The sequence below is a fragment of the Bacteroidales bacterium genome (assembly GCA_035353855.1).
In the GTDB taxonomy this organism is placed as follows: Bacteria; Bacteroidota; Bacteroidia; order Bacteroidales; family CG2-30-32-10; genus DAOQAK01.
Map to the genome: position 1 here is coordinate 46,538 of DAOQAK010000013.1, position 23,244 is coordinate 69,781.

Below are 23,244 nucleotides of genomic sequence, written 5' to 3' on the forward strand. Positions count from 1 at the left end.
GGCGGATTTAAACTTCAAATATCAAACATTATACGATGCTCATAGAAATTATTACACCCGATAAAAAAGTATTTTCAGGAGAAGTAAGTTTGGCTAAATTCCCTGGTACCAATGGCTCTTTTGAATTACTGAATAATCATGCTCCTATTATTTCTACCCTTACCAAAGGAAAAATAAAAATTATTGATTCGGAAAAGAAAACCCAGTTTTTTGAAATTAATAGCGGAGTAGTTGAAGTTCAGAAAAACAAGATTATTGTTTTAGCTGAATAAATTTTATTTTCAGTTTACAATTTATTATTTACAATTCTCAATTCAGACCCGCATTGGCGGACTGCATTCTGCATTCTCTCTGTGAACCTTTGTGTTGCTCTGCGCACTCCGTGTTATAAAAAAGATTATAACAACAATCTATTTACATCCTGTTTTATAATTACACAAAATAAATTTATAACTTTGAAAAACTCATTTGAGTTTTATATTCGTACTTATACCAAATGTTAATTCGATTATAAAAAACGAAAGTCAAATTTTTTATATACTATTCAGTAATAATGTTAAAAAAGTGTTTATGAAAAAATTTAGTTGCGCATTAGTTATAGGGTTTATATTATCCGGGACATCTTTTTCCCAAACCATAAAAATCGATTCAATAAATTCATCAATACTAAAAAGAAAAGTTGCAACCACAATCATACTTCCATCAGATTATGACACAACTAAGATTTATCCGGTACTTTATTTTTTGCATTGGTGGGGTGGCGATAATAATAGCTATTTATCGACCAGCCTGATTACAGAAATGAAAAACAGGAAAATAATTATTGTAACTCCAAATGCAGATACATGCTGGTATGTAAACTCGTTTTCTGATACGGCAAATAAATACGAAGATTTTTTGTCTCTGGAATTATTCAAATACATTGATAAAAAATATAAAACAGATTCTAAACGACAAGCTATTGGCGGTTTTTCGATGGGTGGTTATGGTGCAGTTCAAATTGGATTAAAACATACAGATCGTTTTAAATATATTGCTTCAGTTTGCGGGGCAATAAATGCCCCATTTTATGATATTCCATTAACTTTGGAATCACCTCTTAATTTTATTATCAATAGCGTAAGGCTATCGTTTGGTAATGAAAAATTTTATAAACCCAATAACACGAATGTATTTTCAATTATTAAAACAATAAAATCATCCGATAATTTGTTGATTTATCTTGCCGTTGCAAAACAAGACGAATTTGATTTTATAGTACCGCAGCATAAAATATTTATTAAAGAACTCGAAAGTAAAAAAATAAAATACCTGTATAATGAATTTGATGGTGGACATTTTGATGGCAAAGTACTTGATGCTTGCTTATCATCATTATTAGATAAATTTTTAGAAATATAATTCAGAATTAAGATTCGCCTTGGCAGACTGCATTTTGAATTTCTCTGTGAATTTTGTGTAATAAAAAAGGAAAAATTATAATAACAACAATCTGTTCGCATCCTGTTTTACAAAAACAAAAAGCAGCATTGTAAATGCCCAAAGCGATGAACCGCCGTAACTGATAAAAGGCAACGGAATTCCTATTACCGGGGCAAGCCCTATGGTCATAGCGATATTTATGGTGAAGTGGAAAAATAAAATAGAAGCAACACCATATCCATAAATTCGCGCGTAAGTTGAACGTTGTCGTTCCGCCATAAAAATAATGCGAAGGAAAAGCCAGACATAAAGAACAATTACCAGGAGACTTCCTACAAATCCCCATTCTTCACCAACAGTGCAATAAATAAAATCGGTGCTTTGCTCGGGAACAAAATCAAATTTTGTTTGTGTGCCTTGTAAAAATCCTTTTCCGAAAAATCCACCCGACCCAATAGCAATCTTTGATTGATTTACATTATATCCAACACCTTTGTAATCGTGAATTTTCCCGGTCAGAACATCTATCCTGTCTTTCTGATGCGACTCTAAAACATTTTCATATACATAATCAACCGAGAAAACAAAACCCGATGTAACTATTAATAAAAATGCAAGAGTGAAAATTTCTTTTTTCCTTTTACGGATATACATGAAAAATATTAATGCAACCAATACCAGGGCGCCGATAATAATGAATTTATTTATAAGTAATGAAAGAAAAAATAATACGATAGCAAAAAGTCCTACTATAAGTACGTTTCCTGAAAGACCTTCACGATAAAGTACAAAAATAAACGCTACATAAACAATGGCAGAACCGGTATCATTCTGAAGAAGTATCAGAATGGCGGGGAATCCGAGGATAAGAGCAGAGAGCATTTTCGTTCGGATATCCTGCATGCGGATATTTGTTGTGCTAAGGTATTTTGAAATGGCTAAACAAGTTGCGAATTTAGCAAATTCGGAAGGTTGCAATTTAAAACTACCTATCAGGAACCATGATTTAGAGCCAGCTGTAACACTACCAAAAAGTAAGACGCCAATTAATAGAACAATTACAATAGCATAAAAAATATATGAAAATGCCGGGAAGAATTTTATATCGGTTGACATGATTATTAATGCAATAACGATTGCGCAAACAATCCAGATCATTTGCTTGCCGTAGCTTTGCGAGAAATCAAAGATGCTTGTATGTTCATCATTATATACGGCCGAATAAATATTCATCCAGCCGATAAGAACCAGGGCGAGGTATATCCCTATAGTTATCCAGTCGATATTTTGAAATATGTTTTTTTGTTCTCGCATTAGTAATAAACTTTTCCTTCTTTCATTCGTTTTTCCAGGTCAACACGTTCAACTTTTCCGTTCAGGTATTTTTCAACCATAAGGCTGGCAATAGGAACTGCCCATGTAGCACCCCATCCGCCGTTTTCCACCACAACAGAAATAACAATTTTTGGATTATCTATAGGCGCAATTAAAATAAAAATAGAATGGTCTTCTCCATGGGGGTTTTGTGCCGTACCAGTTTTTCCGGCCATTTTGATTCCTTTAATTTTAGCTCCTGTTCCGGTTCCTGCTTCCACAACCTGGTTCATGCCTTCAAGAATAATATCAAAATATTTTTCATCAACATCAACCTTTTGTTTTGTGGTATATTTTTTATCCAGCGTTTTTTTGTCACCAATACCTTTTACAATATGAGGTATGTAATAATAACCTCTGTTTGCAAGTATGGCAGAAAAGTTAGCCATTTGAAGTGGTGTTGCCAGAACTTCACCTTGTCCTATCCCGATAGAAATAATTGAAAGTGCTCTCCATTTGTTATAACCGTGAAGTTTATCGTAATACTCTGCTGTAGGAAGGTTTCCGGGTAATTCGCTCCACAGGTCATCATCGAATCTTTTTCCAAAACCAAAACTTAAAGCCATATTACGCCATTTATTGAAAGCATCGCGTGTTTTTTTATAACCCGATTTTTCCAGTATGGCTTTAAAAGTATAGCTGAAATAAGAATTACATGAATGTTGTATGGATGCCGACAGATCGCATGGTGATGGATGGTTATGACATTTGATATTTATTTTTCCCATATGAAATCCTAAGCTGCATGGAAACCTTGTACCACTGGTAATGACACCCAGCTGCTGCCCGATCAATGCATTCAAAATTTTAAAAGTTGAACCCGGAGGATACTGTGCCATTAACGCCCTGTTGAATAAGGGTTTTTGTTTTATATCAAGCAGCAACTTGATGTAGTTTTGTGAACGGTCTCTTCCTGCCAATAAATTTGGATCGTAAGTAGGGCTTGAAACCAGCGCCAGTATTTCCCCTGAAGATGGTTCAATGGCAACAATACTGCCGCGTTTATTTGCCATCAGTTCTTCGCCATATGCCTGTAAATCGGCATCAATAGAGCAATACAAATCCTGTCCTGCTTTTGAAACTGTATCGAAACGCCCGTTTTGAAAACTGCCTTTCTCACGGTTGAATGCATCAACCATAATTATTTTTGCTCCTTTTTTTCCACGTAATTCTTTTTCATAACTTTTCTCAATACCGCTTATGCCAATGTAATCGCCGGATTTATAATAGCTATCTTTTTCAATCATTGCAGGACTTACTTCGCCGATGTAACCTAAAGTGTGAGCTGCTACGGATAGAGGGTATTTGCGAACAGTACGCGGCTGCACATAAAATCCTTTGAATTTATAAAGTTTCTCTTGTATGAACCCGTATGTTTCTTTGGATATCTCTCGCTCAAAAATAGAAGGAGCATACATGGAATAACTACGTGCTTTTTTTAATTGTGATTCGTATCTTTCATGTGTAATGTTTAGAAGCTTGCAAAGTTCGGCGGTATCAACATCTTCCATTCGTTGCGGAGTAACCATTAAATCATAAGTAGCTTCATTATATACTAAAATTTTCCCGTTACGATCATATACCAAACCACGTGCAGGAAATTCAGTAATGGGTCTTAAAGCATTACTGTTTGCGGATAATTTATAACTGTCATCAATTATCTGAAGATAAAAAATCCGGAGAACAAAAATAATCCCAACCATAATAAATGATCCATTTATTACGTATTTACGGTCAGAATATGTTGTTTTCATTGACATGATTAATGCGAAAAAATAAAATGCAAAATTAATGTGTTCCGTTCAACCGGCGAATTTTTAAATAATGTAATTATTAATTTTTATAAACAGTTTTTCAGAAAAGATTTCTCTGAAAAATATTTAATAAATCAGGAAGTGATGATTATCGGGATACAATGAATTTTGCTGAATTATGGGTTGCTTTATCGAATACTTTAATGAAATATATTCCGGAAATTAAATCAGAAATACTTACACTCAATTTATTATTTTCAGGTTTTATATTTTGTTTGCTTTTTATGAGTCGACCTTGTATATCGTAAACTTCAACGTTATAAATATTGCCAGGGTTGATTCCTGAAAATCCGATTTCAATATGATTTTGAAGAATATCAGAAAAAACTTTTATATGGTTTTCAATGCTTAATGGATTTTTATGAATCACATATCGGTCGATAAGAGAATCCCTGATATTGTAAAAGCTGAACACGATGCTGTCGGCATAAGGTTGTACCAGTTGAGCGCCCCAGCATTCGGTATAAATAAATTGACTTTCGGGGATTTGAGTGTATGTACTATAAAGAGCAGCTCCTCCTGTACCATTTACAAAATAAGTAATTCCTTCAGCCGACAATCTTTCATATTGATGATTATGACCGTTAATAACAACATCAGCTCCCCACGCGCCAAAAGGCCATCGCATATATGTAAGGGAAGGATGTGCCCCTGATGTGTAAGGAGGATGATGAAACACAACAATATTCCAGTTGCTGTCGGCCATTGATAATTCATTTTTTAACCATAAACCCTGAACGGATGTGTCGGCAACTCCATCTATTTCCGAAGGGTTGCTGTTTATAATATAAAATGAAACATTTCCTATTTCAACTTTATAATATCTTTCATTACCCGGATAAGTAAAGTAATCCAGGAATTGGGTAAGCCCGTTACCATTTAGAACATGATTGCCTATGCAGGAATAAAATTTGTTTACTGTTGCTGTACTTCCAAAAACACCGTTGTAAGGGAAAATGTAATCCGAATAATATTTGCCAACCATTGTGTCGATAGTGCTTCCGGCAGTCGCATCGAAAATATCACCGGTTAAAACTATTAAATCAGGATTCCAGCTTTTTACCAACATGGCAACAGAATCAACACGGACCGGTGTGTTTTCAAAATCGCCAACTACTGCAATATTCTGTGAATGCAACATGGCTGCGTTAAAAAATAAAACAGATAAAAATATTTTTTTATAAATTCGAATCATCAATTTGTTTCGCCCCATATAAAATTTTCTTTATGTATTCCTGTTAAAGATAGGATTTTGTTTATCACGGTTGTATAGCTTTCTTCAGCATTTTTTGGCAAACTATAAAACGAAGGTGATGCCGGACAAATAATTCCTCCTGCTTCAGTAATCGTTTTCATGTTATTGATATGAATAAGATTCAAAGGCATTTCGCGGGTTACAAGAATAAGGGTCTTTCTTTCTTTTAACATTACATCAGCAGCACGGGTAATTAAATCGGTTGCCATTCCTGATGCTATTTTCCCGAGCGTTCCCATAGTGCACGGACAAATAATCATTGCATCAAAGCCTGCAGAGCCTGATGCAGGTGATGCATAAAAATCATCAGGTCGAAAAATTTTAAAAGGAAGATTCTCTATTTTATCTTTTGGTAATTCATATTTCCATACTTCGCGTGCATTGTCCGAGAAAATTACTGCAATATTTTTTATCGGAAATTTTATTTCCAATAATTTTTTAAAAAGAAGTTTTGTGTATATCACTCCACTTGCACCTGTAACCGCTATGATTATTTTTTTATCAGTCATTTTTATTTCCAAAACAATAATATAAGGCAAATTGAATAACATTATTGTATTCTCCGCGATTCATAAGGTATACTGCTCCGCTGGCATGTGGGCGTATAGGTAAAATGGAATAGGAGTATCGAGTATTTATCCAAAAATTATCAGTAAAATAATAATATGCTCCGAGTTGTGAACTCAATTCAAACTTATGAAAATTGGGGATATTAGGGTCATAAGGGAATTCGCCATCCTGGTTGCCTTCTTTTGATTTTGCAAGGTATCCGAAAGCAATGCCTGCTTCCACCGAAAATTTATTTTTATGAACATAACGGATTAAGAAAGGAACTTCAAAATAATTTAAACGAAGATTGTAAATAAAGTAATCACCAATATCTGGGTTTTGGTTTTTATAACTTCCTTTCTGAATAAATTTAAGTTCCATTTGCCATAATAAGTTTTTTGTTAACCCATGATTGACAAATGCGCCCACATTCAGTCCTATTCTATGGTAACCGGCATAAGTATCCCCATCAACCTGGCTGGTGGAAAAGCCCCCAATAAGGCCGCCGTTAAAACTTTGTGCATTCATATTAATGCACATATACATGAAGATGATTAACGGTAGAAAAATTTTTTTCATTTCAGATTTCAGAAATATGTATCAGTTTTTGTTTTACGGTTTCGGGTGAAATACTTTCAATGCATTCACAATGTTTTTTCTTTCGGCATTTATTGCATTTTTTATCCTTTACAAGGAAATATGCATGTAACCCCAGCGGAGCCCAGCGCCCTGGATGTATCGGACGCATAGGAGCATATAATCCTACAGCAACTTTTCCGAGAGCTGCTGCAATATGTAATGGACCGGTACTCGCAGCCAATACACCATCAGCAGCTGCAATAAAACTAATAAATTGTGATAAGGGCATATTACCGGGTAATGCAGTTACCTTTGAGTAAGGATCTATCAAATGCAATTTTACATGTTCCTGTTCTTCCTCTGTTCCTGAAATAAATATTTTAAATTTATCTTCAGGAAGAATTTTAATTAATTCTGAATAATTTTTCATACCCCATTCTCTGGCACTGCCTTTTGATTTTGGGTGTATGATCAGATTGAATTTTTTATTATCAAGAAGAGTATAGAATTCAGGTTTTAGTTTTTCGATTTTGGTTAACCCGTAAAATTTTGGGATCTCATGCTTTTCGTAACGTTTCTTTGCCCCCAGGCTGAATAAAAGTTTTAAGTTTAACTGTGCTTCATGATGGGGCGAACTTTTACGCGATAATTTGATAATACTGTTACATGTAAGCCAGTGATAGTAACGATTTGAAGTTCCAACACGCAGAGGTATACCTGTTTTTTTTGCTAATGTGGCAATTTCTTTTCTCGGGAAAATATGCACAATAACTTCTGCTTTTACTTTTTTTAGTTCTTTAATACGTTCTTTTTCGCTTTCATGTTTTTCAATGTCATCCCATGCAATAAATTCATCGATATAAGAGCAGGAGTCAGCAATAGGTTTTGTGTAATTTCTTCCCATAAAGATAATGGTTGATTGCGGAAAGAGATGTTTTAAAACCCCTGCAACAGGGAGTGCAAGCACTACATCGCCGATGCCATCAGTGCGGCTTATCAGTATGCGTTTATAGGACATTGTTCTGGTTTGTAACAAAGATATAAATTTATTGAAATAAAATACTTTATTAAAATCAGAATTTTAAAAAGAATTATGTCTTGTCAGGTTAACAGGAATAATTAATATCAGAAGATTTCTATAACACGGATCATTAAAATGATTCCGAAAACAACAAGTAAAATACCAACAAGGTGATTGATTCGAAGCTGAATTCTTGGTCTTAAATATTTTTTTATTTTATTTCCGATAAAGCTTTTTAAAACATCAAAACCAAAAATGGTTGTAAGTGTCCCGGAAAAAAACACAATGGAATTATCTAAAAGTTTGCCGGGTTCCGATTGTGCTTTAACGGATAACATTGCCGTTAACCAGATGAATAATATAAAAGGATTGGCAATGTTTAGAAAAAAACCTTTTACAACATATTTGATATGTTTTTGATTTTTATCGGGAGTTTTATAATTGGGGCTTCTTCTTCTAAGAATATCGGGTTTTTTAAAAAAAGTATATGTACCATATATTATTAGAATAATCCCTCCGATAAAACCTATATATAATTTATTTTCTTTGGATTCATAAATTGAAGAGAGTCCCAAAAAACATAAAAGTATTAAAAATAAATCGCATGTAAGAATTCCGAGGGCCATATATATGGCGGGTTTAAAACCTCTATCGATGCCTGTTTGAATAATGGTGAAAAAAGCAGGACCAAAAGAAATAGAGATGATAAAACCCCAGATAATGCCTTCAAATAATATACGAATCATTTTAAGTTTGCGATTTTTTGTATTCAGTAAGAAAGTTTTCCCAATCTGTTAATTTTTCGTTTTTCAATACGCGTGGAAACTTATTCTGTGCACCTTCTTTTCCTTTTTGTTTCATCCAACTATAAAAAACTTCTGTTGGAACAATTTCGGCAAAAATTTCTTTTATGGCTGCAATTCTTTCCACACGATAATCGTCGTTTAATATTTTAAGGTATTCGTCTATTTTGGTTTTTACGAGATTTGCATCAATTTGGTTATCTGTTCCGATATACCATTTATGAGCAAACATACTTTCATATTTTATTCCGGCAACAGTGAACTCGCGGACTTCAATATTAAATTCGTCTTCGAGCATTTGTATTGCCCTGTTCATGTTTTCCTGCGAAAGATGCTCGCCGCAAAGACTTAAGAAATGTTTTGTCCTTCCGGTAATCACAATTTCGCTTCGTTCTTTTGAAGTGAATTTAATCGTGTCGCCAACAAGATATCGCCATGCACCGGCACAGGATGATAAAAGTAACGCGTATTCTTTACCTTCTTCTACATCTTCAATAGTAATTGCTTTTGCCGTGCTTTTTATATTATTGTCATCATCAAAATTTTCTTCATTAAAAGTAACGAATTCAAAGAACAATCCATTATCCAGAACCAATTCCATAGAACTGGTATTGGGCCTGCTCTGATATGCAATAAATCCTTCAGATGCCAGGTATGTTTCAATATAAGTTATAGGTTTGCCTAATAATTTTTCAAAGCCTTTTACGTATGGTGATAACGAAACGCCTCCATGAACGTAGATGGAGAAGTTTGGCCATATATCATGAATATTATTCAGGTTATAAGTTTGAATGATTCTTTCAAGAAGGATTTGTATCCATGCCGGAACACCGCAGATAACGCCAATGTCCCAGTTAGGCGCATTTTTTATGATTTCTTCCAGTTTGGTTGGCCAGTTACGTTCTTTCGATATTCTTTTTCCGGGTTTATAAAAATGTTGAAACCAGAATGGAATATTTCCGGCAGTGATTCCTGATAGATCGCCTTCGTAATAAGTTCCGTTGTATTGTAAATGGGTGCTTCCGCCAAGCATTAATATTCCTTTTTCAAAAAAATCATTTGAAAATTCATAGCGTGCCAGCGAAAATATTTGCCTCACGCTTGTCTTCTGAATTGCTTTAAGCATGTCACTGGTAACCGGAATATACTTGCTGGATGCTTCGGATGTTCCCGAACTTAGTGCAAAATATTTTATTCTTCCGGGCCAGCATACAAATGGTTCCCCGTTAAGCGAGCGGTACCACCATTTTCTGAAAATAAGATTATAATCACTTACGGGTACTTTTTGCTGAAATGCGGAAACAAGATTTTTTTCTTTCAATAATTCTGAAAAGTTATAATGTTCTCCAAAAGCTGTAATACTGGCTTTTCTTAATAATTTTTTTAGTGTATGCTTTTGTGCTATATGCGGCTTTGGCTTGAGCGAATCAAGCGGTATCTTGCTCCTCAGTTCAATAGCACTTTTGATAATTGATCCTAATAAAGGCATTAATCAGATTTTAGTTAAAACTATAAAAGTGTAAAATTAAAAAAAATATACTTATACACTAATAACATAACTGTTTCTTATTTAAATTCGCATATCTTATTATTTCATTAATTTATACCAACTTACTGAAAATGAAAATTAAAAAAATCATAAAAATCTTTTTTTGTATTATTCTTTTTGTATTTCTTGCAGTAATACTATATTTCGGAGGAATTATCATATATGATACTTCAAAAGATTATAAACCCGAAAGCAAAGAAAAAATTAATATCTCGGGCAAGGCATGTTATGATAGTCCCGATACCGTAATAAGCCTTTTAAGCTGGAATATTGGCTATTGCGGGCTTGGCAAGGATATGGATTTCTTTTATGATGGCGGGAAAAAAGTCAGACCTTCAAGAGAAGATTTTCAAAAATACCTGAACGGCGTGATAAATAAGATTTCGGGCTTCGACACAATAGACATCATCATGTTGCAGGAAGTTGATACAAGCGCTAAAAGGAGCTATTATACCAATGAAGCCGACCTGATAAAAAAATTCAAACCTTTGTATGCATTTATGTTTGCCAAAAACTATGATGTGAAATTTGTTCCATTGCCTGTTTTCAATCCTATGGGAAATGTGCTTTCAGGAATGATTACGCTTTCAAAAATAAATCCCGTTGAAGCCTACCGATATTCATATCATTCAGGTTATGCATGGCCAAAAAATGTGATGATGCTCGACCGCTGTTTGATTTATACCCGTTATAATTTTTCAAACGGGAAAAAAATTATTGTGCTGAACACTCATAATTCAGCTTTTGATGATGCAGTTGAATTGCGCGAAGTAGAAGCTTATATCATCAAATCGATTATGCTTGATGAATACGCAAGAGGGAATTATGTGATTGCTGGTGGCGACTGGAATAGAAATCCTCCCGGTTTCAACCAGGCAAAAATTTCGGATGGTAATGCAAATTGTACGGCATGCCCTGCAATTGATACTGGGTTTTTACCTAAAGGATGGAAATGGATTTATGATAAATCAAAACCTTCTAACAGGAACGTAAACGAAGCATATAAAAAAGGAAAAACAAAAACAACCGTCATAGATTATTTTGTAGTATCTCCAAATGTTGAAGTACTCGAAAATAAAACCATTTCCGATGATTTTGAATTCTCCGACCATCAACCGGTATTTATGAGAATAAAATTGAAAACCGATACCATCAAACCAGACACGTCAGCTTTAATCAAAAAAGAAAAAATTGTTAAAAAGAAAAAAATAAAGACCGCATCTAAGTAATTGCTGTTACGTAATTTTGTTTAAAAAATAAGAAAGGATAAACTAAAATTAATTTTTATCCGTTTATAAACTTGTGCTGAGAAACTTTTTTCTATTAATATTTATTTTTATACAATCGGCTGTTTCCTGTCAAACGCTGAATGGTGTACTTACTGATGAAAGCGGGGTTCCGGTTCCGGGTGCTAACATTTATATTAAAAATGGCGAGGCAGGCGTTATTACTGATAAAAATGGTTCGTATCAGATTTCTGTAAAAACAGGAAAACAAACTGTTGTTTTCAAAATGATGGGATATAACACCATCGAAAAAGAATTATTCATAAATGGAAAAGCACAATTCAAATTTGATACTGTTTTTAGTATTAATGCAAAACTGTTGAATGAAGCAATTGTTACATCCAATACACGCGATCTTGGAAAATCAATAATTCAGAATGTAAAAGATAAAAGAAAAGATTATCTTGATTCGGTTCGGAATTATCAGTGTATAACGTATCGCCGTATTTCGCTCGAAAATATTGAGCCCAAGCTTGTAATGGATTCTGTCGAAAAGAAACAAAGAGATAGCGTTGAGGCCGGTTTAAATAATACTGAAATAAAAAAAACAAAACGTGAAATAAAAAGAGAATTAAAAAAAGAAGCCAAACTGCATAGCAAAGATACCACCAGAAATAAAAAAGAAGAAATCAAGATGGTACAATATGTTTCGGATCTTGATGAAGTTATTTCAAAAATTTATTTTGAACGACCTGCAAAATATAAAGAATCGGTAATAGCTGAAAATTTATACAATATAAGGTGGCCCGGATATTTTTATATTATTTCCGGTTCTGATATGTCGGGTGGCTTTGTTGCCGGAAATGGCTATCAGTACACCGATCCATATGTGATTATCAATAATGCTTCAACCGCAGATTTTAATTTTTATAAACCTACAATTACACAACCTTCAATTTGTATAAAGCCTTTATTGTCGCCACTTGCGCCGGGTTCAGCATTGTCGTATGTTTACGATTACGAAGGTGTTTATTACAGCGATAATAAAAAATATTATAAGATCAGAGTCAAACCTTTATTCCCGGCAGATGCATTGTACAGCGGCACAATTGATGTACACGACAGTACATGGGAGCTGCATTCGGTCGATTTGAAAATTAATTCTGATGTATTGTTGTTCTGTAAAAGTTTCAGAATACAACAGGATTATAAAACAATCTCGGGAATAAGTGTTCCAGCAAAAAGTACTTTTACATATGAGATCAAAGAAGGAAGAAGGAATATAACAGGTGTAACAAGTATTGTTTATTCGGATTATAATTTAAACGACACTATCCCTCCAAAAACATTTTCTTCTGAAGTTAAGGAATACCAGGAAACGGCAACCGATAAAGATTCTGCATGGTGGGCTGAAAACAGGCCATTCGAACTTACTTTGAATGAAAAGAAATTCATCAGGAAAACCGATAGTTTATCGGCATATTACAATAGCGATGAATATATTTTTAAAACCGATTCATCAACTAACCACATTGATATTTGGAATGTTTTATATAAAGGGATTAGCCAGGTAAACCGCAAAAAACAAATTGTTTATTTTATAAATCCTTTGGTCGCACAAATAAATCCATTGGGAATAGGGGGCTACAGACATACACTTGGTTTTACTCTTTATAAAAGATTTCCGAATGATTATTTATTGGAAACTGACGAGCTTTTGAATTATGGCTTTAACAATAAGGATTTACGCGGGAAAATAGGAGTAGGACTAACATATTTTCCGAAAAAATTTGTGAGAACTTTCATTCGTTTTGGTGATTATTACGACCAGGTAAACAGCAATGCATCTATAAGTTCAATGTTTAGCAGAAGCAATTATGCGCGCACACAAACATTCAGTATTGCACAAAGAATGGAAGTTATAAATGGTTTATTTGCCGAGCTTACTTATATTTATTCCGATCAGACGCCAATTGCCGGAATGCATTTGGATCAATGGTCTAATAGTATTTTCGGTGAAGTGAACACTCCGCTTGATTTTGTAAGATATACCAAATCAGAATTTCAATTAGAGATGAGATATTTATTTCATCAGAAATATGTGATGCGAAAAAACCGTAAAATTATTTTAGGAAGTAATTGGCCTGAGCTTACTTTCCTTTGGAGGAAGGGTGTTCCGGATATCCTGAATAGCGAAGTGAATTTCGATTATTTTGAGTTAGGTACGAATTACGAAATAAAAATTGCGCGATGGGGTAGGTTTAATTGGTCGGTAAAAGGCGGCTCGTTCGTGAATAAGGAAAGTTTAAGGATACTTGAATATAAATATTTCAGAGGTTCCGATAAAATATTTTTCAGCAGTCCTTCAAGAACATTGCAGCTATTAGGCCCAACATTAAACAGTTCTTCGGCATTTTTTCAATTTAATTTTATTCATCATTTTGAAGGAGCCATTATGGATAAGATTCCTTTGATGAGTCGTCTGCGAATAGGACTGGCTGCAGGAGGCGGAGGATTGATGATGCAGGAAAACGGTTTTCGGCAAGCTGAAGTCTTTGGCGGACTCGAACGTGTTATTCGTATTCGCCGTGAATTGTTCCGCATAGGTGTGTTTGCTGTAACTGCCGATAACAACTTAAGCAAAGCAGATTTCACTTTAAAATTCGGAGTGAATTTCTATAACAGTTATAGTAAAAAGTGGGATTATTAAAATTAATCTGTAATAAAAAAATCGGAAGCTATTCCATCAGCAAATAATTTTCCGACATCAGTAAGAAAAATTTTATTGTCATTTATTTCAATGTATTTTTTTTCAGAATATTTTTTTGAAAGATTTACTATCCTTGATTTTTCTGACCCTCCAAATGTTTTTTCAATATGCTGTAAATCGCACCCCCACATGGTTCTTAGCGATGTAAGAATATATTCATTTAGTTTTTGCTCGGTAGTTAAAATCTCTTTCTCGGCTGGCAGTTTACCTTCTGAAATACTTTTCAAATATTTTGGCAGACTTGCTTCATTCCATTGTCGCGATAAAATATTAAACGAATGTGCGGCAGGACCAAGTCCCAGGTATTTACAGCCTTTCCAGTAAGAAGTATTATGTTTTGAAAAATATCCGTCTTTACAAAAATTACTGATTTCATAATGCAGGTAATTATTTTTTTTCATTTCATCAATTAATATTCTGAAATGTGAAATGCCCTGTTCTTCGTCGATTGGTTGAACTTTTTTTGATTGAATCTGTTTGTAAAGTAAAGTTTTTTCTTCAACAGTAAGACAATATGCTGAAATATGAGGAACAAGAAATGAAACTGCTTTGTGAATATTTTCTTTCCATGCTTCTTCTGCTTGCGAAGGAATCCCGTAAATGAAATCGATACTCAGATTTTCAAAACCTGCATCCTGACTACGTTTTACCGATGCCTCGGCTTGTGAAGCATTATGCGCACGTTTTAAATATTTTAAATCTTCATCATCGAACGACTGAACACCAATACTCAAACGGTTTATTGAAGCACTTTTCCATTCTTTGAGTTTGGCTGATGAAACATCATCGGGATTTGCTTCCAAAGTGATTTCGGAATTATTGATGACATCAAATGTTTTATGAATTTGTTCAATTATTTTTGAAATATATGATGAAGGTAACAATGAAGGAGTTCCGCCACCAAAATATATGGTTTCAATTTTTTCATTTTCCAAATAATTTTTTTGAAGCAAGATTTCTTTTTGTAATGATTCAAAAAATAAATCAATGTAAGTTGATGAAGCAACAGAGTAGAAATTGCAATAAATGCATTTGCTTTTACAAAATGGAATATGAATATATATTCCTGCCATTTTAAAAATTTTATTGCGAAGTTAAGGATAAATATTTTTTAGGGTAAATAAAAAAACCGCTTGTTATAGCGGTTTTTTATGCGAATACAAACATCAATTAATGTATGACATTTATTTTGATAGGTTTACTTTCGTTGCCTTGTATATAAAGAAGGTAAAGTCCATTATTAATATCAGAGAAATCAAATAAAAAATTATGAATATCAGTTGTATTAGTTTTTAAATAATTTGTAACATCTTTTCCGGTGATATCAATGAGTTTAAAGCTATTGATATTTTCTATTGAATATAATTGAGCAAAATTATTTACAGGGTTAGGATAGAATTTAAAATTATTTTCATAGTTCTCTTCAATAATTGTTGTAATGCATGAGTTAGTAAATTGATTAGTAGTGCTCGGCTGTAAAACTGTGGTTTCAAAATTTGACTGTGCAACAACATCATTTTTAAAAATATAATTTAAGAAACTAACAAAATAATGTCTGACGGTAGCAGTGGCATCAGTCCTTCCAATTGCACCTACAGGTTGCGATGTATTTACATAATCGCCAAAACCGCCATGATCCATACCTGTAATTAAAACCCAATAAGCACAGTTTGCAGAAGTAAATGAATTATACCCTATCAGACAATCTGCCGGTTTGCTTGATTGATCGTCAGCTCCTGCAAGGTCGAGTACTTTTCCTGTATATCCGCTTACATCCTGAGTTACAAGAATATTATTACTTGGATACGATGCAAAATAAACAATAGCATCAATTTTTCCGGGACGGTCAACCAAACAACCTGATGCATTTACGCCACCATTAGAATGACCGCCAATAGCCACTTTAGAAGAATCGGCATAGGTATAAAGCAAGCTACTTGTATTGGTAACATTTGTTAAAAACCAATCGTGAACGGCTTTAAAAGTTGTTCCATTAGGCATTCCTGCTGCTGTCTCATCAATCACCAAAACTACATAACCATATATTGCAAGATGTTTAAGATACAGATCGTAAGAGTGAACATTAATGGCACTGCTGAATAACCCATTTGCACCCGGCTGAAAAATAAACACAGGGTATTTAACTCCGGTTGGCGCTGTTACGGGATGATATATTACTACCTTTTTACTGCTTACAGTAACACTATCAGAAGTGATAGAGTAAGGTCCATCAACATAGTAAGGCGATGAAGTGGGTGCAATTTGCGATATTACGTGAAACTGCATCATAAAAAATAAAAAAATACTTAATAGAATGTTGATTTTTTTCATAGCGTTAGTTTTTTAAAAGTATACTTATGACATTTTAAAATTCTACAACAAATATATAAATTATTTTAATATTAAAATCAATAATGATAATATTTATAGGTATTTTGATATACCAAAATGTAAATTAAGGTATACCTATATATTTAAAAGGATTTAGGAACAAAGAAGGCAAAAAAATAGATTTGAGGTTTTTTCAAATCTATTTTAAAAAGTATGGAATAAATTCTTCTTTAGAAATTATATTGCACTGCAAATAAGAAACGAATATTAGAAACATAATCTGCATCAGTAATTACGCCTTTTTCATCTCTGTTTAATGTTCCTGAAGCATTCTTTGTCGCATAAGCAGCAGAGGTATATTCAAGTTCGGTCATGAACTGAAATTTTTCAGAGATAAAAATTAAACGCGGGGCAATCCGGTAAATACTTTTTATATCAGCACCTCTGTTGATTGCAGCAGTAGTAATGGGATAAGGATTACTTGCAACAGGAATGGCAGCAGGTAAACTGTAGGAAATAATTTTTTTATCAGCACCTCGATTTTGAGTGAAACCTGCAAATAATCCGGCTTGTACTCTTTTTCCATTTGTTTGAATTTCGGCCCAGGTTGAAAAAATATTATATGAAACATAGTCTTTAAAATCTTTTTGTAAATCAGTAATCCCGCAAACAGCATAACCGCCAAGCATGGTCATATCAAAAAGATTTTGTCCGTATACACCGTATAATTTGAAAGTAAGAGCAGGAATTTTATATTTCATGAAACCATATGCTGTATAACCTCCAACTTTTTCGTCGGTTTTATATTTAGTTGTTACAGCATATGTATGGGTTACAGTATTGGTGGCAGTATCAAGGATATATTTTTCAGGAGTTGTAATTACTTCGCTGTAAAGTCTTGGTACCAGTGTTTTGTAGCCACCGCCAATTCCGATAAGAAATTCTTTTTTTAAAGAATCGTTTTTTGTTCCATAGATTATTTGCGCATGCATTTCAGGAATAGCTGAGTTACGTAATGTAACAGAGGAACCACCCGGACTTGCAAAATCTCTTTGAGAATTTGCAGAAGCAACAACATTTATTTTACCAAATTTATATGTGAATTTGGCTTGAGGATTTCTTGAGAATGGTTGAAAAGGAGAACCAGTATTGAACGATACTACTCCGGGATAGCAACCTGCGATAAACATAGGATGCCATGTTTGTCCGAATAATAATTCTGTTTTCTTCCAGTTTAATTTTGCATAAGCGTGACGCAAGCGGAAACCATTTACATCAGAGAAATTCGTATTCTCATTTCCAAAGAAATCAGCTTCAATAACACCTGATGTTTTTGCTTTGAACGCATCAGGTCCACTTATTTTCCCGGTTAAGCGTGATTGTATTGAAAGAAAATTGAAATTTGATTTTGCATTAATATCATTGCCTTCTGCATCAGCAGAAACGGGCGATGGGTATAATAAAAAATGTCCTTCGCGCAAGGATACATTCTGTCGTGAATCCCAGAAGAAATCATTTTTTACAAATCCTGAAAAATCAATTCCGAATTTTTGTTCTTTATTTTGTGAAAATACGATTGAAGGTAAAATACTAGTAAGCAATACAACGAAAATATTTTTCATAAATTGATTTATTTATTTCGCGGCAAATATAGTATTATTAGAAAACTATGATAGAAAAAAATACAGAGAGGAAACCTTTTGAAAAAAATTATTTCTTTTTAACTATACCAAGTGGCATTACAGTTTTTCCAAACATTTCATTTAACACTTGTCCCATTGCAGAGTATAATGCAATCAAACCACAAATGATTCCTTCGTATCCTGCAAAAGTTTTTAATACTGTACTTTCGGTGGCATCGCCAATTGCAAGAAGGAAAAATAAAAGTGCAAGAGTTCCAAAGAGTAATTGAAGCGCAACGCTTATACGGAATGTTCCAATGAAAAGAAATATTGTAAATATTCCCCAGACAGCAAGGTACGATGCCATTTCATTTTTATCAGCAGCAGAGCCATATCCCATTTTGGGAAGAATAATAACAAACACTAATGATAGCCAAAAAAAACCATAAGCTGCAAATGCGGTTGTCCCGAACGTATTATTCTTTTTCCATTCCATAATTCCAACAATTACCTGTGCTATTCCACCTATAGTAATACCCATAGCAAGTATAGTGCTGCCTAATGCAAAGTATCCGGCATTATGTAAATTAAGAAGTATGGTTGTTAAGGCAAAGCCTGTAAGCCCTAATGGTGCAGGGTTTGCGGTATTATCCCTTAAAATTAAGTTTTGGTTTTCCATATATGATTAAGTTAGTTAGTTTGCTGCAACAAGTATACAGAAAAAATTTAAATAACAAACATATGATTATATTTGAAATAAAAAGTTTGTTTGGATAAAGCAAAACAGATTTTATCTTTGTTGTTTAATTGAATACCAAATGATAGAAACCATAAATAGAAAATTTTTACTTGTCTCTGTTTTTATTTTCTTTTTTTCAACTCATATTTTTTCCCAGCAATATAATTTTAAAAATTATACAACAGAAGACGGACTTCCAAGTAATCAGGTGTACCAGGTAATACAAGATTCCAAGGGTTATATGTGGTTTGCCACCGATTATGGTGTAAGTCGTTTTGACGGATATAAATACACAAACTATAGTACTAAAGACGGTTTACCGGATAATACAATTTTTGAAGTTTATGAAGATTACAAAGGTCGCATTTGGTTTATCTCTCGCTCAGCCAAGTTATCCTATTTTTATAATGATAGTATTCATTTGTATTGGAATAATGATAAGTTTTTAAAGTATATTGGAGATGTGCCTAATATTATAAATAAAACATTTAGTGTTGATGAACAGGATAATGTTTGTATTGGAATATATAGAAAAGGAATTTATGAAATAAGAAAAAACGGGGGAATAGTATATAAATTTAAAAGTGGTTCATTTAGCAATTCGGTTTTATATATTAATAATAAAAAGACATATATTGATATCATTATTGATACAATGGCATATAAATATAATAATTTTCATAAATTAACAATAGTTTCTGACAAAGAAGAATTTACAATAAAATTAAATAAAAATGATAACATATCTTCATTACCTTATTTGGGGATAATTAATGAAAGAGAGGCAATATATTATTCTGTAGTAGGGTATCTATATATTATTTATGATTCATCTCATTATGATTCATATTTTTTCAATAAAGACAAGATTTTGTCATTGTACAATGACCCTAAAAATAAATTATGGGTTGGGACTCAATTTGGTGGATTTTATTGTTTTAGGGATGGAGATATAACAAAAGAACCGGAACATTATTTAGAAAATAAAGCAGGTACCAGTGTAGTATGTGATAAAGAAGGCGGATATTGGTTTACTACTTTGTATGATGGAGTATATTTTCTGCCATCTATTAAATATAAAACTTATACATCAAAAGAAGGCTTAGCCGAAGATGAACAAAGTATATTAGCCACTAATGGGAAATTGGTTTATAGTGCGACATATTTAAATCCTTGTATAAATTTTATAATTGGAGATAAAATTATAAGTAAAATTTTTTTTTATGATCCTAATAAATCAATAACATCATTTTTATATGATTCTATTAATAGAACATTTTGGGTAGGTACGAGAAAAAATTTATACCAATATAAAGATAATAATCTAAAAGAGTTTGATAGAATTTATCTAATGTCTGATTCCTCGCTTTTAAAAGGTGCATTAAGCGGTGAAACTAATGAGATAGGACAGACGAAAGATGGTGATATATGGTTTGGTGCAGCTAAAGGATTATGTAGAGTATTGCAAGACAAGGTGTATTTGTATAATTCTCCAAAATATTTTTTACGCACATATACAATTCTTGAAGATAAAGCAAATACCTTTTGGCTCGGCAGCAATGATGGTTTATATAAATTTGAGAACGGAGAATATAAATATTATGGAAATAAAAACCCACTACTAAAAAATAGAATCACATCAATAAAAAGAATTGATATAGATAGCTGTATATTGATAGCTACAAAAGGATCGGGAATTCTTGTGATGAAAGGAAATAATGTTTTACAAATAAGTGAAAAAGATGGACTTCTCAGTAATCATATTAAGCATTTATTTATTGATAAGAATGTGATCTGGGTTTCATGTAGCGGAGGGTTAAACAAAATTATAATTTCAAAAAATAATAAGTTTACAATTGAAAGTTATACTAAGGCGGATGGTTTAATCTCCAGCGAAATCAATAGCGTATTGGTATTGCGAGATTCAGTATATGTAGCAACAAAAAACGGATTGTGTATATTTAATAAGAACGAAGTTCATACCAATACAACACCACCACCTGTTTATATAACAGGTATAAAAATAATGAACGATGATACACTAGTTCAATCGACATATACGTTACCATATGATAAGAATTTCATAGAAATCAATTTTGTAGGTTTGACATATAGAACAGCAGGAAATGTAGTATATAAATATAGATTATCAGGAGCCAATGAAGAATGGGTGTATACTAAAACCCCAACAATTTTTTATCCTATGTTGCCTGATGGTAAATATAAATTTGAAGTTTATGCCATGAATAAAGATGGAGTTTATAGCACTAACCCCGCCACAGTAGAATTTATAATACGTCCACCTTTTTGGAAAACCTGGTGGTTCATAGGTTTATGCGTTTTATTTATTGCTGTTGTTATACGTATGATTTTTTATTTCAGGGTAAAAGCTATAAAAAAGACCAATGAATTGAAAATGCAATTGAATAAATACATGCAACAGGCATTAAGCCAACAAATGAACCCACACTTTATTTTCAATTCACTAAATTCGATTCAATACTACATACTTAAAAACGACAAGACTACTTCAAACCGATACCTTGCAAAATTTTCGAGATTGATGCGCATCATACTGAATAATTCCCAACACCAGTTAATCACGATACAAGAAGAATTGGAAGCTTTGGGTTTATATATAGAATTAGAATCGTTGCGCTTTAAGGAAAAGTTTGAATACAACATCACGATCGACCCAAACCTTGAAACAAATATTTACAAAATACCACCATTATTACTACAACCATATGTAGAGAATTCGATATGGCATGGATTGATGCATAAGGAAGAAGGAGAAGGAAAATTAGAGATAGAGTTAAAGATAATAGAAAACAAGATACATTGCACGATAACCGATAATGGAGTAGGCAGAGAAAAAGCAGCCGAGATAAAGAGTAAGAAGACGCGCACCTACGAATCGCATGGGACGAAGATAACGGGCAACAGGCTGAAATTAATCAGCACCCTGAACAATATCGATATGCAAATCAACTACATTGACCTGAAGGATGAACAAGGCAAAGCCACCGGAACCAGGGTTGAAATAAATATTCCTTTAATAAAATAAATTACATTTTCCTTCTGTATTGCTCACCAACATTGTAAATCTTCAGTTGTAATACCAATTGCCATTATTTTATTAATTAGAAATAAATATCTAACTTAATAAAGCAGTAAAACAAGCCTTATTACGAATTGGTGAAGTTTTATTCCTTACCAATTGCTGGTTGGAATGTAAAAAGCTCCACTTATTTGGAGTTTTTTGTAGAAATAATTGGTAAAAAGTGCTTAAACACTTTATTCCGTATAGATTAATACAATTACAAAGATACATTCTTTACTGCATTTTTAATAACAAAAAAAAGAAAATGCAAAAGAAAAACGAAACAACAATGCCGATTATTAACAATAACCCAATATGTTCTGTCTCTTTTCCGCTCTTAGGTATATAGCTCGGATCAAAGGCGTTTAGTAAATGACCTGAGCAATTACCTTTTATTAATACAGAATTGAATTCCATAAAATCAAACGGTTTATCAAATTGATTCCTGTATGTTTGTTCGCTATACTCTCCGTAACGTGACATGTTCTGAAAATTATATCGACCTCTTAATCCTAAATACAACATCAATATCGTTATCATAAATCGTTGGCGGGATTTGTTTATTCCCGACATTTTTCCTATTATTGCACTGATAAGAGCCTTGCTCTTATTATTAGCATCAAGTTCAATGTTCGTCATAAACAAAGCTTGATGCTTTTTCTTTTTCCCTGTTGGGGTATTCCTTAAAAGTTTTTTACATACTTTTGTTAATACCTTTAATTTTTACCGAACTATTGATTAAGACAGTTTTATTATCAATTATGACTTTAAAAACAACATGTAAAATTTGTAATAGCCATAATCATACATACATTGGAAAGCCAGTTATTAATAAAAATATTTCGGCAATTTCTTTTTTTGAGGTGCTATGAGAAAAAGTTTATAATTCTAAAGAAGAAAAAGTCACGATTTCTTACACCTTGATTAGACGCCATAAACTTTTTTATTCTACCGTTTAGATTTTCAGCAATAGCATTTGTTTGTCCATTAGTAAAATAAGCCAATATATCATTTTCGTTGCTTTCAACTAATGATTTAAAGTTTGTCATTTCATCAATGTCGCAATCCTCTACTGCCTCATACCAAT

The 23,244-nt window shown here is 33.0% G+C and carries 19 protein-coding genes; 5 read left to right on the forward strand and 14 right to left on the reverse strand.

Going from position 1 to position 23,244, the window contains the following annotated elements; genetic code table 11:
• Positions 1–35 precede the first annotated feature (35 nt).
• Both atpC and PKK00_04845 read left to right on the forward strand, forming a co-directional pair.
• Entirely contained in the window at positions 36–272 is a 237-nt protein-coding gene (gene atpC, locus PKK00_04840; protein ID HNW97723.1) for an ATP synthase F1 subunit epsilon, read from the forward strand.
• Positions 273–570: 298 nt separating this feature from the next.
• Positions 571–1,401, forward strand: a complete 831-nt coding sequence (locus PKK00_04845) for an alpha/beta hydrolase-fold protein (protein HNW97724.1) — start codon at positions 571–573, stop codon at positions 1,399–1,401.
• 75 nt (positions 1,402–1,476) lie between these two features.
• On the opposite strand, the gene rodA is transcribed toward PKK00_04845, so the two are convergent.
• From rodA to PKK00_04885, 8 genes are all read right to left on the reverse strand, one after another.
• Complete coding sequence (rodA, locus tag PKK00_04850; GenBank protein HNW97725.1) at positions 1,477–2,736, reverse strand: rod shape-determining protein RodA; 1,260 nt, start codon at positions 2,734–2,736, stop codon at positions 1,477–1,479.
• Entirely contained in the window at positions 2,736–4,550 is a 1,815-nt protein-coding gene (mrdA, locus tag PKK00_04855; GenBank protein HNW97726.1) for a penicillin-binding protein 2, read from the reverse strand. Before mrdA ends, rodA begins: the two co-directional genes overlap by 1 nt.
• A 148-nt stretch (positions 4,551–4,698) precedes the next feature.
• Positions 4,699–5,823, reverse strand: coding sequence for a metallophosphoesterase (locus PKK00_04860; protein HNW97727.1), 1,125 nt, complete (start codon positions 5,821–5,823; stop codon positions 4,699–4,701).
• Positions 5,805–6,374, reverse strand: a complete 570-nt coding sequence (locus PKK00_04865) for a UbiX family flavin prenyltransferase (GenBank protein HNW97728.1) — start codon at positions 6,372–6,374, stop codon at positions 5,805–5,807. Before PKK00_04865 ends, PKK00_04860 begins: the two co-directional genes overlap by 19 nt.
• The gene (locus PKK00_04870; GenBank protein ID HNW97729.1) at positions 6,367–6,993 is read right to left on the reverse strand and encodes a porin family protein; all 627 of its coding nucleotides are present in this window, start codon (positions 6,991–6,993) and stop codon (positions 6,367–6,369) included. Before PKK00_04870 ends, PKK00_04865 begins: the two co-directional genes overlap by 8 nt.
• A gap of 1 nt (position 6,994) precedes the next feature.
• Positions 6,995–8,011, reverse strand: coding sequence for a glycosyltransferase family 9 protein (locus PKK00_04875; protein ID HNW97730.1), 1,017 nt, complete (start codon positions 8,009–8,011; stop codon positions 6,995–6,997).
• Between the two features lie 107 nt (positions 8,012–8,118).
• Positions 8,119–8,760, reverse strand: coding sequence for a LysE family transporter (locus tag PKK00_04880; GenBank protein HNW97731.1), 642 nt, complete (start codon positions 8,758–8,760; stop codon positions 8,119–8,121).
• A 1-nt stretch (position 8,761) separates the two neighbouring features.
• On the reverse strand, positions 8,762–10,306 hold the full coding sequence (locus PKK00_04885) for a GH3 auxin-responsive promoter family protein (GenBank protein ID HNW97732.1): 1,545 nt from the start codon (positions 10,304–10,306) through the stop codon (positions 8,762–8,764).
• A gap of 131 nt (positions 10,307–10,437) precedes the next feature.
• Between PKK00_04885 and PKK00_04890 the strand changes: the two genes are divergently transcribed.
• Both PKK00_04890 and PKK00_04895 read left to right on the forward strand, forming a co-directional pair.
• Complete coding sequence (locus PKK00_04890) at positions 10,438–11,595, forward strand: hypothetical protein (protein ID HNW97733.1); 1,158 nt, start codon at positions 10,438–10,440, stop codon at positions 11,593–11,595.
• A gap of 73 nt (positions 11,596–11,668) precedes the next feature.
• Positions 11,669–14,302 (forward strand): DUF5686 and carboxypeptidase regulatory-like domain-containing protein, encoded by a 2,634-nt coding sequence (locus PKK00_04895; protein ID HNW97734.1) that lies wholly within the window; start codon positions 11,669–11,671, stop codon positions 14,300–14,302.
• A gap of 2 nt (positions 14,303–14,304) precedes the next feature.
• Here PKK00_04895 and hemW read toward each other — a convergent pair whose 3' ends face one another.
• From hemW to PKK00_04915, 4 genes are all read right to left on the reverse strand, one after another.
• Positions 14,305–15,435, reverse strand: a complete 1,131-nt coding sequence (gene hemW / locus PKK00_04900) for a radical SAM family heme chaperone HemW (protein ID HNW97735.1) — start codon at positions 15,433–15,435, stop codon at positions 14,305–14,307.
• A 97-nt stretch (positions 15,436–15,532) separates the two neighbouring features.
• Complete coding sequence (locus PKK00_04905) at positions 15,533–16,693, reverse strand: alpha/beta hydrolase (protein ID HNW97736.1); 1,161 nt, start codon at positions 16,691–16,693, stop codon at positions 15,533–15,535.
• Positions 16,694–16,923: 230 nt separating this feature from the next.
• Positions 16,924–18,315, reverse strand: a complete 1,392-nt coding sequence (locus tag PKK00_04910; protein HNW97737.1) for a hypothetical protein — start codon at positions 18,313–18,315, stop codon at positions 16,924–16,926.
• Between the two features lie 88 nt (positions 18,316–18,403).
• The gene (locus PKK00_04915) at positions 18,404–18,994 is read right to left on the reverse strand and encodes an acetate uptake transporter (GenBank protein HNW97738.1); all 591 of its coding nucleotides are present in this window, start codon (positions 18,992–18,994) and stop codon (positions 18,404–18,406) included.
• Between the two features lie 139 nt (positions 18,995–19,133).
• Between PKK00_04915 and PKK00_04920 the strand changes: the two genes are divergently transcribed.
• On the forward strand, positions 19,134–22,121 hold the full coding sequence (locus PKK00_04920) for a two-component regulator propeller domain-containing protein (GenBank protein ID HNW97739.1): 2,988 nt from the start codon (positions 19,134–19,136) through the stop codon (positions 22,119–22,121).
• Positions 22,122–22,391: 270 nt separating this feature from the next.
• On the opposite strand, the gene PKK00_04925 is transcribed toward PKK00_04920, so the two are convergent.
• Positions 22,392–22,796, reverse strand: a complete 405-nt coding sequence (locus PKK00_04925; protein HNW97740.1) for a hypothetical protein — start codon at positions 22,794–22,796, stop codon at positions 22,392–22,394.
• Positions 22,797–23,023: 227 nt separating this feature from the next.
• The coding region (locus PKK00_04930) for a transposase (protein HNW97741.1) at positions 23,024–23,244 on the reverse strand (221 nt) is incomplete at its 5' end.